10 protein-coding genes and 1 pseudogene are annotated in these 13,339 nt (G+C 57.1%); 7 read left to right on the plus strand and 4 right to left on the minus strand.

The genetic code is table 11. The annotated features are described in order from the left end of the window. Positions 1-127 precede the first annotated feature (127 nt). Both BLP23_RS31955 and BLP23_RS34015 read left to right on the plus strand, forming a co-directional pair. On the plus strand, positions 128-1,210 hold the full coding sequence (locus BLP23_RS31955; RefSeq protein WP_092588703.1) for a nucleotidyltransferase family protein: 1,083 nt from the start codon (positions 128-130) through the stop codon (positions 1,208-1,210). After that, positions 1,194-1,370, plus strand: a complete 177-nt coding sequence (locus BLP23_RS34015) for a hypothetical protein (RefSeq protein WP_167364052.1) — start codon at positions 1,194-1,196, stop codon at positions 1,368-1,370. The genes BLP23_RS31955 and BLP23_RS34015 overlap by 17 nt, the downstream gene beginning before the upstream one ends. A gap of 79 nt (positions 1,371-1,449) precedes the next feature. On the opposite strand, the gene BLP23_RS31960 is transcribed toward BLP23_RS34015, so the two are convergent. The 3 genes from BLP23_RS31960 to BLP23_RS34865 are packed head-to-tail and all read right to left on the minus strand — an operon-like array spanning position 1,450 to position 3,630. After that, on the minus strand, positions 1,450-2,481 hold the full coding sequence (locus BLP23_RS31960; protein ID WP_092588696.1) for a helix-turn-helix domain-containing protein: 1,032 nt from the start codon (positions 2,479-2,481) through the stop codon (positions 1,450-1,452). Continuing rightward, a complete protein-coding gene (locus BLP23_RS31965; RefSeq protein ID WP_233426887.1) occupies positions 2,457-3,392 on the minus strand; it encodes a type II toxin-antitoxin system HipA family toxin in 936 nt (311 codons plus the stop codon). Before BLP23_RS31965 ends, BLP23_RS31960 begins: the two co-directional genes overlap by 25 nt. After that, positions 3,313-3,630, minus strand: a complete 318-nt coding sequence (locus tag BLP23_RS34865; RefSeq protein WP_233426888.1) for a HipA N-terminal domain-containing protein — start codon at positions 3,628-3,630, stop codon at positions 3,313-3,315. Before BLP23_RS34865 ends, BLP23_RS31965 begins: the two co-directional genes overlap by 80 nt. A 780-nt stretch (positions 3,631-4,410) precedes the next feature. Between BLP23_RS34865 and BLP23_RS31970 the strand changes: the two genes are divergently transcribed. Together BLP23_RS31970 and BLP23_RS31975 are read left to right on the plus strand one after the other, a co-directional pair. Next, complete coding sequence (locus BLP23_RS31970; RefSeq protein WP_092588697.1) at positions 4,411-5,406, plus strand: ornithine cyclodeaminase family protein; 996 nt, start codon at positions 4,411-4,413, stop codon at positions 5,404-5,406. Beyond that, positions 5,403-6,380 carry a threonine/serine dehydratase family protein gene (locus tag BLP23_RS31975; RefSeq protein WP_208603224.1) on the plus strand — a complete coding sequence of 326 codons (978 nt, stop codon included), beginning with the start codon at positions 5,403-5,405 and terminating at the stop codon, positions 6,378-6,380. The genes BLP23_RS31970 and BLP23_RS31975 overlap by 4 nt, the downstream gene beginning before the upstream one ends. 725 nt (positions 6,381-7,105) lie before the next feature. Here BLP23_RS31975 and BLP23_RS31980 read toward each other — a convergent pair. Further along, on the minus strand, positions 7,106-8,215 hold the full coding sequence (locus BLP23_RS31980) for a sulfite oxidase (RefSeq protein WP_233426889.1): 1,110 nt from the start codon (positions 8,213-8,215) through the stop codon (positions 7,106-7,108). A 459-nt stretch (positions 8,216-8,674) separates the two neighbouring features. On the opposite strand from BLP23_RS31980, the gene BLP23_RS31985 reads away from it, so the two are divergent. From BLP23_RS31985 to BLP23_RS32005, 3 genes and pseudogenes are all read left to right on the plus strand, one after another. After that, a complete protein-coding gene (locus BLP23_RS31985; protein ID WP_233426890.1) occupies positions 8,675-10,111 on the plus strand; it encodes an adenylate/guanylate cyclase domain-containing protein in 1,437 nt (478 codons plus the stop codon). Between the two features lie 1,003 nt (positions 10,112-11,114). After that, positions 11,115-11,780 (plus strand): DUF3450 domain-containing protein, encoded by a 666-nt coding sequence (locus tag BLP23_RS32000; RefSeq protein ID WP_022713150.1) that lies wholly within the window; start codon positions 11,115-11,117, stop codon positions 11,778-11,780. 7 nt (positions 11,781-11,787) lie between these two features. Beyond that, positions 11,788-13,339 (plus strand): annotated as a pseudogene (locus BLP23_RS32005) (OmpA family protein); the annotation flags it as partial.

Here is a 13,339-nt window from a genome sequence, read left to right on the forward strand (position 1 = left end):
ACTTATAACAGCGGTGTGTATAAGATGATCGGAGCGACTTCACAGCGGATGGCAACGGCGCTTCGACAAGGCGATGGCCGAGCTAGCCGCCGAGAGGGCCGCCGCACTCCAGAAGGAAGAAATGCCAATGATGAAAGAGATCGACATCAGCTATCGGACGATGTTCGCGGAACTGGCGCAGCGGACGCTCGACGGGCAGTTTGTGGCAGACTTCCCAATGGAGGGATGGTTCGTGACCGTCACAGTGAAGGACCGCGATTACTGGTATTTCGATCTCCCTACTCCCGGGGGAAAGGACAAGCGAACCTATGTCGGCCCACACAGCGACGAGGCGATCACGGCGCGGGTGAAGGCCCACAAGGAGATCAAGGACAACATCCGGGAACGGAGGCGCATGGTTAGCACGCTGCGACGTGCTGGCCTCCCCGGTCCCGATCCATTTGCAGGCGACATCACCAAAGCCCTCGCTGACGGCGGATTGTTCCGGCTGCGGGCCGTCCTGATTGGGTCGGTGGCATTCAGCACCTATGCAGGGATGCTCGGCGTTCGGCTGCCCTCGTCTGCCATGCAGACGGGCGACACGGACTTCGCGATCTCGGCCGGGGTTCAAGACAGCCTGCCGCCCGTGCTGGAAGTCCTCCAATCGGTCGATGCCGAATTCCGAGCGGTTCCGCACCAGGCGGACAGAGCCAAGATGGTCGCCTTCCAGAATGCCAAGGGCTATCGGGTGGAGTTCCTGACGGGAAACCGGGGATCGGACGAATACACGGGTAAGCCGTCCCCTATGCCCGCCCTCGGTGGCGCGTTGGCGGAAAACCTCCGGTTCCTCGACTACCTGATCTACGAACCTGTCCGAACGGTGCTTCTCTTCCGCGAAGGCGTGAACGTCCTCGTTCCCGCTCCCGAGAGGTATGCCGTCCACAAGCTTATCGTCTCCTCCAGAAGCCTCACAGACACGCTAGGACGCGTAAAAGCGGACAAAGACCTATCGCAGGCCGCCTTGCTCTTCGAAGCCCTCGTAGAGACGCGCCATAACGACGAACTGGCCGACGCATGGGCAGAGGCATGGGATCGAGGAGATTCGTGGAGGGAAGGGCTATTCTGTGGCCTATCGAGGCTGCCCGACAAAGGCACGAAAGCGCTCGGCAAAGCGTTGGGATCGCAAATGCCCGATTTAAAGAAGATCAGGGCTGATGGTCGTTTCGCTTGATTTACTCGGACTTGCGAGCCTGTGCTGGAACAGAAACCCGGCACAGCCCATCGATCGCGAAACCGCGTGGCTGCTTTACCGCGCCAACTGGCGGTTCATGTACCAAGACGAACTGACGGCCGAGGAAATCGACTTGATCGAAAGCCTTGAGGCCGACTGACTTCCAATTTCAGTAACGGACAGCTTCGCGCCCTCATCCCAGTCGTACAGCACCCGTGCCAAATGGTGTGCAGTCACTGCTAGCGACGAGGGCGACGTTCTTTGCTGATGGCGCTATTCAGCAAGCGTTGCACTTCCGCCTCGACGCGATTGAGCGAAAGCCCTGCCACCCCAAACCTGTCATAGAGCGACGTCAACAACGGCAGCAGGCATTCGGCCAATCGGCTCTCGATACCGTCGGCAGGAACCTTTGCTTCCAACACAGCTTCATCGCTTCGCGCAGCGTAGCCTTCGACGAGCAAATCGCTCAATGGGTTCGCCCATGACCGAAGCACGCGACCGCGGAGTCCGGTGAACATGGCGCGAAAATGAACCGTCACGACTGTATTGGCATCTTTGCGGAGAAGCGATGCAAGCTCTTCCGCGTGTAACAGAACCTCACCCATCCGCCTTAGGGGAAGCGTCGTATCGAGGATCGTCCCGGCAGGGAATGTTTCTACACCGTCCTCCTGATAGCCGCGGATGAGAAACATGCGCCCCGAAGGTGCGCCACGCCAAAAATCGCAATGCGCAGGATCATTGAATCCGCGCTCGACCTCCTCGCCTTGCGGCGCAAGCCAACATTCGATCAGCCCATCAACTTCACGCGGCTGAATGGCTTCGCGTGTCGGAAGCCAGAATGGCGGCCAGCCCGTTTTCCGAACAACGGCCTTTTCCAGAATGCGCTCGAAGGCGGTGAGCTCCGGGGTCTTGAGATCGCCCTCAAGCCAGTAGTCGAACCGATACCAGCCGTTCGGAAACCGCGCAGGCGAATCCTCTGGGAGCGGAGAAATCAGATCACACCAACGCTCGAATGCATCGCGCACGAACCGGGCTTGCGTGTCCCCCTCGGCAGGTTCATCTACCAGGGCCACGACGCGCAGGATATCGAGCGCCTTTGCCAGTGTCAGGGTCGTTTCGCCACGCTCAAACGCCGCCATTGTCGGATGGCTGACACCTGCCAAGGCCGAATGATCTTTTTGCGTAAGACCTTCCGCCTTGCGACGGCGCAAGGTTTCTTCCACGTAGCGTTGCCACGCGAGCGGGGCTATGTTTCCAGTATTCTCAGGCATGAATTGTCCACGATCTCTTTGAATCTATGCACGAAGCCATCCGGTGGCTCCGCATCGGGCGGGCGGATAATGGGTGTAGCCTTCCCTACCTGCCGCTTTAGCTGTCTGAATGTCTGGTCGATGGCCATGTCCGGTAGGCCGATTTTTTTGCCGAATGCACGGAAAACCGCTTGGTTGGCCGCTTCCAGATGGATTTTCTCACCGCCGATTGACAGCGCTAATGTCTGGTCGAACCCGTCATAAAACGCGGTGTTCACTACGTCATAGGCGGGGGATAGTCGTAGTCCCGTCGGCGTTTCCAGCAGGGAGAAGTTTTTCAGGTGGGCATCGCAATTCCCGATCAGGGTGAAGACGATCAGACGGTTGAAAAACCGCAGGAGGTCAATCGCGGCACGTGACGAGTGCTGACGAATGATCGCGGCAATATCCTCGTAGGCCGCATCATACTTGCCTGCGTAGTCCTGTCCCTTGGGCTTGCGGAGGATCTGCGCGCAATCTTCGAGGCGCAGTTTCTCGCCGTTCGATTTCCGGTCGAAGCGAGTAACGATCAGCGCCGTTTCATCAACCGCCTCGATGAGCGGTGCCGTGAAGGCGGTCACTTCCCTTTCGCCAAGAACGGCGGCGGTCCATCGCAGGCTCAGGAGTTCATTCCGTACGAGATTGTCTATTCGGTCGGAATTGAATTTGGCGATATATGATGCTGATCCTGTCGCACTCGCGGGAGCGAACCTGTTTTCGGCATCCTTGGTGACCAGCAGTTTCTTTTGAACGCCCGAAACCGTGCGTCCGGGATTGGCCGTAGCTTCGGTGATCTCCGGAAGCTTCGCGGCATCATCCGGCGGCCGGATGCTGACAGCCCCTATACAGTCTGCGCCGTACCGAAAGGAGCAATCCAAGATCGTCTTCTTCAACGATATGCGCCGAACGGGCTTGTTGTTCGCGCAGCCATCCTTCCGGACCAAGGTGCTGGAAGAACGGATGGAGGCCGACTTTCCATTCATGTTCGCGTTGCGTGGAGGGGAAGCAGCAGGCGATATCGCCTTTTTTCCAATCCGAATGGTAGGCAAAGCGCGTTCCGCCGTTGGCCGTCTCGATCAACGAGCCTGCGCATTCATCCTTGAACAAGACGTCTGCACTTCTTAGGGTCATTAAAACATGCCTTCACTCTGTATTTCGCAGGCGCACGATATCGGCAATAACGAATCTATGAATCGATTATGGTGTGTTGGGATGATTAAATCAAGTTGAAGCTCGATTTTACTATCAAGACGCCACGAAATCAATTTATACCTTTATGCCTCACCGATTTCTCGCGCAATCGCAACATTGTGAAGCTATGAATCGAATCTAGCCACTCCGAATCTTCTGGAAATGCGGCGCAAGCCGCAAAACCAAAATCTTCAAATGCGGTTGGGCGCCTCAGGCGCTACGACAAGCCGCCGAACCGGTCAGCGGTTTCGTCCATGCGGGTGACGATCCCATGGCGCGAAGACAATAGAGGACTGTCCACTTAGGAAGGGTGCATTGTCCACTTAGGAAGGGTGCATTGTCCACTTCCAGACCTTACCTCGGAAGCTGCGATCGACGCGTCTCAACCCAAAGCGGCCAATCCTGCACGCGATGCGGAAAAGCTGTAATGCGTTGTGGAAAGCGGTTGCGTTCGCCTATCCGTTTCGGGCGCCGTTCCCTGCAAGCGCCGTCTAGCCTTTGAACTTATCCTTGTCGTGTGTGGCGAAGCCTGCGCTGACGCCCAAGCTCGGCCAGACGCCTGCCGCAACTCTCTGCCAAAGCCCCTATGCGATACAGAACAATCTGCTTCCGGTCGCGGCGAATGCGGCCACTAGTCTCGCCGCTCACCCACTATGGTGATTGCGGTACAGGGTGTGCCGTGCCGTGCATCCCATGAAGCCAAAAATCGAGAGGTCATGCATGAAAATGCTGTTACTTAAGAAGGATGAAGTAAGGCGGCTAATCGGTATGAAAGAAGTCATCGGCGCGGTGGAAGAGGCATACAAAGCCTTTAACAGTGATCAGGTGGAACAACCTGATTATATAGGAATAGATCTGCCGTCGCCTCGTGGGGAAATCGACTTCAAGCTTGGTTACTACAAAGCCAATGACGTGATCTCCATGAAAGCCTCTTCTGGAGGGTTCATTGATAACCCGACAGCACACGGCGTGCCCAATGGCATGGCGACCATTTTCCTGTTTGATGCCAAGAGCGGTGCGTTGATTTGCGTTATGGATGGAAGTTTGATCCTTGGTCTCAGAACCGGGGCGTCTGGAGCCGTTTCCGTAATGGCACTGGCAAGGAAAAATGCCAGAAGAATTACATCGATCGGGACAGGCAATCAGGCACGAATGCAAATCCGGGCGATCAACGAGATCATGAAGATCGAAGAGATCCAAGCATGGGACAGTAATCCGGACACGCTTTCCAAATACAAGACGGATATCGAAAGCGAATTTGGCATTCCTGTAATCATGGCTAACTCCAAAAAAGAAGCCGTTGAGCAGGCCGATATCCTGATTACGACGACCCGCGGGAAAGGGTCGCTTGTGGAAGCGGATTGGGTAAAGCCCGGCACACACATCGTTGCAATCGGTACAGATCAACAAGGTAAACAAGAACTGGATCCGGAGCTCTTCAGGAACGCAAAAGTAGTCGTCGACTCAATTGCGCAGTGCACCGAAAAGGGCGAGACCTGGCACCCGCTGAATAAAAACATCATCGCCAGAGACGACATCCATGGTGAAATCGGCGAGGTATTGCTGGGAAGGAAGCCCGGACGAGAAAGTGATGACGAAATCACGATTTTCGATTCCACGGGGATGGCCATACAAGACAATACGACAGCCAGCAAAATCTATCAGAACGCAATAGCCAATAACGTCGGCACTTTCTTTCAGTTTTTTGAGTCATGACTATGCGCAACTACCCCACCATTCAGGACATTCGTGAAGCTCAGGAACGGCTGAAACCGCACATCAGACATACGCCGTTATTGCGTGCAGAAAAAATAGAGAAAGCCGCTGGTTGTCAGCTATATCTCAAACCGGAAACCCTGCAGATTACTGGCGCATTCAAAATCCGCGGCGCCCTGAACAAGGCTCTCTCGCTCTCGAGAGAAGAGATCGCAAACGGCATTATTGCGACGTCGTCGGGCAATCATGCCCAAGGGCTTGCTTACGCCGCCAGGATGATGGGCGTAAAAGCGATATTGGTGCTTCCGGTCACCACGCCCAAAATCAAGATCGAAAATACAAAAGCCCTCGGGGCAGAAGTCATTCTTTTCGATGGCGACACCGCCGCCAGATGGAAAAGGGTGTATGAAATCGCTGAAGAAAACAAATACGCGGCTGTTCATGCTTTTGAGGACCCCATCGTGATGGCCGGTCAGGGAACGATCGGCTGTGAAATACTGCAGGACCTGGACGATATAGATACGGTCATCGTTCCCGTAGGCGGCGGGGGGCTAATCTCGGGAATCGCTACCGCCATCAAAGAAACGAAACCATCGGTGCGCGTTATAGGGGCAGAGCCCGCCTTGACACCGAAGTATTTTCACAGCCGGATAAACAAGGAGCGCACAACGCTCCCCTTGAAGGACACTATTGCGGATGGCTTGAGGATAAGCGTTCCGGGTCAAAACCCGTATCCGATTATCGAAAAGTATGTGGACGAGATTGTTCTTGTTGAAGACGAACACATCATCGCCGGGATGCGCGCTCTTGCCAAGGATGCGAAATTGATCGCTGAACCAGCCGCCTCGATTGGCGTCGGAGCACTGTTGGCGGGCAGCATAGACGTCAAGCCCGATGAAAAAGTCTGTGCGGTGTTGTCTGGCGGGAACTGGGATCTACGCGACCTTGCCAAGATATACAATGTAGCGGGCTAATCAGTTCCAGCTTCGGCCAGTTCACCACCCGGCCGCAGTTGAACTTCTGCGATCCTCATCGCCAGGAATCTGCCCGTCCGGAATGCGGCCCGAAACACGTCATTCGGGGATCAGCTTGGTGACGACCGCTCTCCACCCGTTGGAGACATTGGCTGGTTTGGCACGAGCGGCCGCTTCGGGCCCGATCCCGGACCTGGGCGGCAAAAGCTCCGATGTCCGCTTTTCCTGTTGGGTGTTTTGGCAGCGGACGGTCGGCCATCGGCCCCCGGCCAGTCATCTAATGCCGGTAAGCGGAGGTTCGCTTTTGGCGTGACGCGGGCCACGGAATGATCGCCGCTAAAATGGGGTCCCCAGCCAGCTTTCGTGCGGCTACGGATTGTGTCTTCCATCCTGGGAAATCACCGAACGGCTTGCCACAATAGACGGTAACTAGCTGCAAAAATTGCAATTTTCGTCAGGAGATTTTGGGATCGGAAGACGGCTTGATAGGTGAAAGCTAGCCCGCCTGGGGCCTCGCATGATTTCAATCACTGATTGGAAGCGCCTTGAAATTCCCTCTTTTTTTCCATCGCGAGCGACCGGATGCCACTTGTGTGTCCTGGCTTTGGGCCTCAGTCAAAAGGGGGCTAGTGGCAATAATTTCCGCTTTCGGTGCCGAATTCGCCGTCCGGCGATCACCGCATGACCGCTTTGCGCCAAAGCCGCCATTCCGCCCCATGCGGTGATTAGATCACGAATTCCTCCTCGTACGTCTGTGGCTCGGGAACGACCGTAACCTCCACCGGAACGATCCAATTGGCCGCGTAGCTCTCGCAGTCGGAACGCTGGAGGTCGGGCTGCACGCACCCCGCCCCATCGATCGCGCGACATCGCAGTATATATCGCCCCACTTCTTCAGGGGTCCACATGTACTCCCACAAGCGCCATGCAAAGGGACGTTCTGTTTCGAGCAGCCTTCCCTCGCGCCAGCCCCTGCCATCTCCGGTGCAGACCTGCACCTGCCGGATAGCAGCCTCTCCGCTCCAGGCGGCTCCGAAAATCCGGTACGGTTGGCCGGCGATGAGATGCGCCCCCTGTACGGGACGCGCGATCTGCGCTTTGACCTCCATCTCCGCAAGGGGGACCAGCCTGGGTTCCCCGAGGCTGCGCTCCCAACGGAAATAGTCGCGCGCCTGCCAGTAGCCAAGGAACGGTTGCTCCACAACCGTGATATGCGTGATCCACTTGACCCAAGCCATGCCGAACCAGCCACCCACGACCGCGCGTAGCGGGTAGCCGTGATCGCGCGTCAACGGCTCCTCGTTCATCGAATAGGCAAGGATCGTGCTGTCAGCGATGGCCTTCTCAAGCGGTAAACTGCGCGCAAAAGCGATGGGGCCGGGAGAAGCCGTTTTCTTGTTCGTGTCGACGACGCCGCTGTCGGCGCCTGCGAGCAGAACCTCACGTGCGGTTCGCTTAACGCCCGCCATTTCCAAAATCTCGCGCAGAAGAACACCTGTCCACGCGGCATTGCCGACGGCTCCGTTCTGCCACTGCAACCCCTCCTTCGGCGGCACATAGTAGACGCGCCCGTTCCCTGCACACTCGACGACGGCGGTGAAAGTCGTGCTCCGCATCGCCTTGATGCTGTCGAGGTCAAGTTCGATCGGCCGCTCCACCGCCCCGCCAACGCGCAATCTCCAGTCTCGCGCATCGAGGTCCGGCGACGGGAAATGGTTTCGCACGAAGAACAGCTCGGTTGGGATCAGCCAATCGGAGAGCGACGCAAACGGAAACTCGATGTTCTGTGGGGATTTCTGTCGAACTATTAGACTGGGTTGCTGTGGTGTCGGCATCGTCCTCGTCTCCCCTTTCAAGATCACAACGTCGGCTCTCGGTCGCGCGAAGTCCGGTACGATCACACCGCCCCTCGTCGTGCGTCTGTCGCATTCCGCCTTCGGGCCGCATTCTAGCACATACCGCACGTTCCTCGGATCGGCCTCGAACGGCAGCAAAGGGGCCGACGGCGGTCTTGACCGCTTTGCGCCTTCATTTCAGCCATTCGAGCAACCTCGGCGATTTTCTGAAAGCTGCCGGTCCGCTTGACCCGTCCCGATGTCGACAAGTGGGTGGGTCGGCGGAAAGGCTCGTCGGCGCCAACTCCTGCACGTCCCGGGATCCTGGGGGCTTCCCACTACAATGAAGCCTTTCGCTATGGTAGACCTAGAATGCTGCGAACATGTAGAACCGCTGATGGTGGACGATCAACCGAACTCGTTCGGTTGACAATAGCGCAGTCCGGGGAGGAGGTCGCCATGGCATCGATCGACGAGAAGGACCTCGAAGAGAAGCTGACGGCGCTAGAGTCGGCCCGGACCTGGAGTGCGCGGCTCGTATCCAAGCTCGAGAGCAACATCCGTTCGGCAAGCGACGCCGAGCTCTTCCGCATCAATCCGATCAAATTCGCCGCCGACAAGAGCCTCAACGAGGAGGAGACGATTGTTCTCTTCCTGCACGCCACCGCCCTAGGTCTCTTCGATATGACCTGGATTCTGATCTGTCCGGTCTGCTCCTGTGTCATCGATAGCTTCCGGGCTCTCAAGAATCTCCGCAGTCACTGCCGCTGCACCCACTGCCATCTGGATTTCGTGGCGGCGCTCGACGACATGATCGCGATAACCTTCACCGTGAACCCGGCCATTCGCCGCATCTCCTATCACGATCCGCAGACGCTGACGGTGGAGGATTATCTTTTCCGCTACAGCTCGACGAATGAGGGCTTGATCCCGGACGGAACGCCTTTCGTCCACCTGAGGGAGATGCTGAGCCGCGGATTAGCCTATATCGAGCCGGGCGAGACGACCGCTTTTGAGATAATCGCAGAGGCTGGCATATTACATGGCAGCAGCTCCGACAGCGACGCAGGTATCACATTCATTGTCGATCCCGCGCTTCCGACTGGCGAACAGCGCATTGCAATCCGTCTTGACCTCGAATCCAGCACGCCGGACGCGGGCACCATCGCGGCCGGCAAGGTGATTTTCGAGATGTCCAATGTCGCGGACAAACGCATCGAGTTCGGGATCCTTCAACTGCCGCCCGGCGTCGACAGGCCGCCGCCGCTCCACTTCGCGCCGTTCCTCTCAGGGAAGCGGCTGCTCACGACCCAGACGTTCCGCGACCTCTTTCGCTCCGAGGTGATCCGCAGCCACGAAGGGCTCGGCGTCACGGATATCGCTCTCCTTTTCACCGACCTGAAGGGCTCGACTGCACTTTATGACCGGATCGGAGACCTGAATGCCTTTGCACTTGTGCAGCAGCATTTTGAGCGGCTGCAGGACGTGACGATCCGCCACAACGGCGCGATCATCAAGACGATCGGCGATGCGGTGATGGCAGCGTTCCTGAGGCCTGCCGATGCCGTGCGCGCGGCACTCGACATGCGCAGCGAAATCGCCTCGTTCAACAAGCGGCAGCCAGACAAGGCTCTGATCCTCAAGATCGGCGTTCACAGAGGCGCGGCAATTGCGGTCACGCTGAACGAGCGCCTCGACTATTTCGGCCAGACCGTGAACATTGCTGCGCGCGTCCAAGGCCTTGCCGACGCCGACGAGATTTTTGTCAGCCAGGACGTTTACGACGCGACCGGGGTTCGCGACGGACTGGCGGCTTTTGCGGTCGACCGGAGAACTGCACATCTTCGAGGCGTGCGGCAGGAACTGCCGGTGTTTCGGGTGGGAGGGGCCGTTTAAGGCGAGTTGAGCGATTGGCCCACGGAGACCATGCGTCAGAAAAGCTGTGTGTGTGTGTGTCGAACTCCCGATCACCGAAAACTCCCGAGGGAATTGGTTCGACCCGCTCTGTTGCCAACGCGACTTCGTTCGGGGAGGTCAAAGCGGCCAAGGTCAGCGCTGCGATCCATCTCAGCCCACCTGTGACGATGTTGTGGGGTTGGATGCTGTTTTCCGAACCGCTGACAACAGCGATGTTCGCGGGGCCGCACCTCCCAGAACGATTTTCCGTGTTTCCAAGTTAAGCGGTCGGCTATACGCCGTCATGGCAGCCGTTGGACACAGACTTGTTCGATCCCGTAAGCAGGCGTTCGGACATTGTACCGCACGAGTTGCGCCCGCACCTTTCGGCTCCGCCATGCTCGTCGACATGACTTTCGTCGCCGAGCCGCTGCCGGGCCAGTTCGGCGAGTTCAATCGCCTAAACTTCAAGGTAAGTATGGCCCAAATGGCAACGCAACAGCCCGTCTACCGATTTGGAATCCTGAGGCCTCTCCAGGGGCGCTACGACCCCTTCTTGATGTCTGGAAGGTTCGTCACGCCATCCGCGAGTGCGCGCGCAAACGCCCGCAGTGTTGCCGTGTAATTGGTGAAGCGCTTCTTATCGAGCTTCCTCCTTGAGCGCGATATTGCGCCCTGCCGCCGTCGTTACTCGAGTGATCGCCTTGCGGTTGAACACCGTGATGCCGTGAGCGCATAGATTGCGGACCGTCACTGCTCGACGACCGTGCGCGCTTGCCGCCTTTGATCCCCGACCAGTCGCGGCCGCCCGCTTTTAAGATGGCATCGCCCCAAACGTCAGTGACGTAGCGCTCGGCTGCGTCACGAATCGGCTAGCGCTCGGCTGCGTCACGAATCGGCTTGAGTCAAGAAGATTCCGGCTTGTGGGCCGGCTATTTTGCTGACATTATTCCCCTGTTAACGGGGTTGCACTGTGGCAGGTGTTCAAATGGGGGGCATAAGGATGGCAAAGGAACCTTCGAGTACCGCTTCTTCTGCGAATAAGGCGGACGAAAATCTGATAGGTAATGCAGAGGGAAACGGGCTGAACTTCATGGCGGCCCAGGCCCGCGAGGGCGGGATCTCCGGTGACGCTGTAGGTGTCGACAAGATACGCGATCTGCTGTTCGGCAACCAGATGCAGGACTATGACCGCCGTTTTTCCAAGCTTGAAGACCGGTTCTTGCAGCGCTTTAAGGATGTCGAATCCGAGGCCAAGCGCAATCTTGAAACGTACGAGTCAAATGCAAAGAAGCAGGTCGAATCGCTCGCGGCGCAATTGCGGAGCGAAAAAGATGCACGAGCCGAGGCCGACAAGGAGATTGATCGGAATCTTCGCGAGCAAAATCAGGCACTTGAAAAGCAGGTGCGCGCGTTGTCGGATCAATTGAGCGAGCTTGAGCGCGACGTTGCGGACCGGATAAATCGAAGCGATCATTTGCTGCGTGAGGAAATCAAGCAAAAGAATGAAAGCATTCAGATGCTAATGGAGAAAATGTTTTCCGATCTCAGCAACGTCAAGACCGACAGAAATCTTTTGGCTGGCCTGTTTGTCGAGGTTGCAAAATGCATAAATCAGGATTCCGGCGGCAGCAAAAGCAACTCGGAACGTGGCTGGAAAGTGAGTTGATCGGAACTTGACGTCGACCGTCGACCCAATCAGCCTTCCTCAAAAAGCCGCCTCGAACGATACCGAGATCGATCGCGCGGCTCTGGCTATTCTTTTGGTCGAAATTGCTCGGAACATTGATCCGGACCATCATGTGCGTTTCGACGGAGTTCCAACCGCCGATCGTCGCATGGAAACGCTGCGCCAGTTGCTGGTCGGCCGCGAAATTTCGGAGCTTTCACGAGTTACGCATCTGCTGGGCGAACCGGAGCAGCTTGCGGAAGCAGTGGGCGGCGTTCTTCCCAGTGCAGCCGCACGGGCGCCTCATGCGCAGCTCGGCGAGGCCCTTGCGCCAGCCGTCGAGAGGGCTGTGCAACGGTCGATCCAGAAGAGCCCGCGCACGCTGACGGATATATTATACCCGGTGTTTCTGCCGGCAATTCGCAAGTCGATCGGGGAAAAGATCGACCAGACCTTTCAGTCGCTGAATGAAACTTTAAGACATATATTTACCTGGCATGGGCTCAAGTGGAGATTTGAATCTTGGAGAACTGGTGCCAGCTTCTCGGAAGTTGTTCTGAAGCATTCTCTTGTCTATCGTGTAGAACATGTCTTTCTCATTGACCGAAATTCCGGGCTTTTGATCGCGCATGTAACTGCCGATAATGCAACGAGCGAGGATCCTCAACTCATTTCTTCGATGCTCAGTGCAATTCAAGACTTTGTTAAAGACTCATTTAACGAGAAAGAACAGAGCGGCCTGGACACTATCCGCTTTGGGGAGCTTCGTCTCTGGTCAGAAGTTGGACCGTTTGCGACCTTGGTTGCGGTGATCCGGGGAAATCCGCCAGAGGAATTACATGAAATAGTTCGCGATGTGTTGCTTCGCATCCATGATGAATACTCACAGGCTTTAGAGCAGTTTGACGGCGACGGTTCTCAGTTAGCCGGCATAGAGACGCAGTTGCAGACCTGCGTTGAACTGAAGCAGGAGGACTCAAACCAGGGATTTCCGTGGCTGGTGGTGGCTGCAGTCCTGCTGGTTTTGATTCCGGCAGGCGGTTGGTTCTTTCTTTCCTGGCAATCCGGGCAGCGCTGGCAGGCCTATGTGTCGCGACTGGGGACCCAACCGGGCATCATCGTTGCGGAACAAAAGGTGCGCGATGGCCAATTCTACATTTCCGGCCTGAGAGACCCGCTTGGCGCCGACCCGCAGTCGCTGTTGTCTGGAACGCAGGTCGATCCCGCCCGCGTTCATTCGCAATGGCAATTCTATCAGAGCCTTGAGCCGGAGTTCGTGTTGAAGCGGCTGACGGCGTCGCTGGCTCCGCCCAAAACAGTACGACTTTCGATCGTCAAGGATCGCATCGTTGCCGAGGGTGAGGCTGCCGACACCTGGATAGATCGGGCGCGCGCAGCGGCCCGACAGCTTTCGGCAGGCGGACCGGAATTCGACATCTCCAAGGTTCGTGATGTGAGCCCCGAAGCACGCGCGGCGGAGCACTGGCAGGCCTATGTGTCGCGACTTGAGGCCCAACCGGGCATCATCGTTGCGGAACAAAAGGTGCGCGATGGCCAAT

This window comes from Rhizobium mongolense subsp. loessense, assembly GCF_900099775.1.
GTDB lineage: Bacteria > Pseudomonadota > Alphaproteobacteria > Rhizobiales > Rhizobiaceae > Rhizobium > Rhizobium loessense.

What these genes read in the sequence shown, in the direction of transcription:
- BLP23_RS31955 (WP_092588703.1), top strand. Translation starts at nt 128, where the DNA reads ATGATGAAAGAGATCGACATCAGCTATCGGACGATGTTCGCGGAACTG.
- BLP23_RS31985 (WP_233426890.1), top strand. Translation starts at nt 8,675, where the DNA reads ATGGCATCGATCGACGAGAAGGACCTCGAAGAGAAGCTGACGGCGCTA.
- BLP23_RS31960 (WP_092588696.1), bottom strand. Translation starts at nt 2,481, where the DNA reads ATGCCTGAGAATACTGGAAACATAGCCCCGCTCGCGTGGCAACGCTAC.
- BLP23_RS32000 (WP_022713150.1), top strand. Translation starts at nt 11,115, where the DNA reads ATGGCAAAGGAACCTTCGAGTACCGCTTCTTCTGCGAATAAGGCGGAC.
- BLP23_RS31975 (WP_208603224.1), top strand. Translation starts at nt 5,403, where the DNA reads ATGACTATGCGCAACTACCCCACCATTCAGGACATTCGTGAAGCTCAG.
- BLP23_RS34015 (WP_167364052.1), top strand. Translation starts at nt 1,194, where the DNA reads ATGGTCGTTTCGCTTGATTTACTCGGACTTGCGAGCCTGTGCTGGAAC.
- BLP23_RS31970 (WP_092588697.1), top strand. Translation starts at nt 4,411, where the DNA reads ATGAAAATGCTGTTACTTAAGAAGGATGAAGTAAGGCGGCTAATCGGT.
- BLP23_RS34865 (WP_233426888.1), bottom strand. Translation starts at nt 3,630, where the DNA reads ATGACCCTAAGAAGTGCAGACGTCTTGTTCAAGGATGAATGCGCAGGC.
- BLP23_RS31980 (WP_233426889.1), bottom strand. Translation starts at nt 8,215, where the DNA reads ATGCCGACACCACAGCAACCCAGTCTAATAGTTCGACAGAAATCCCCA.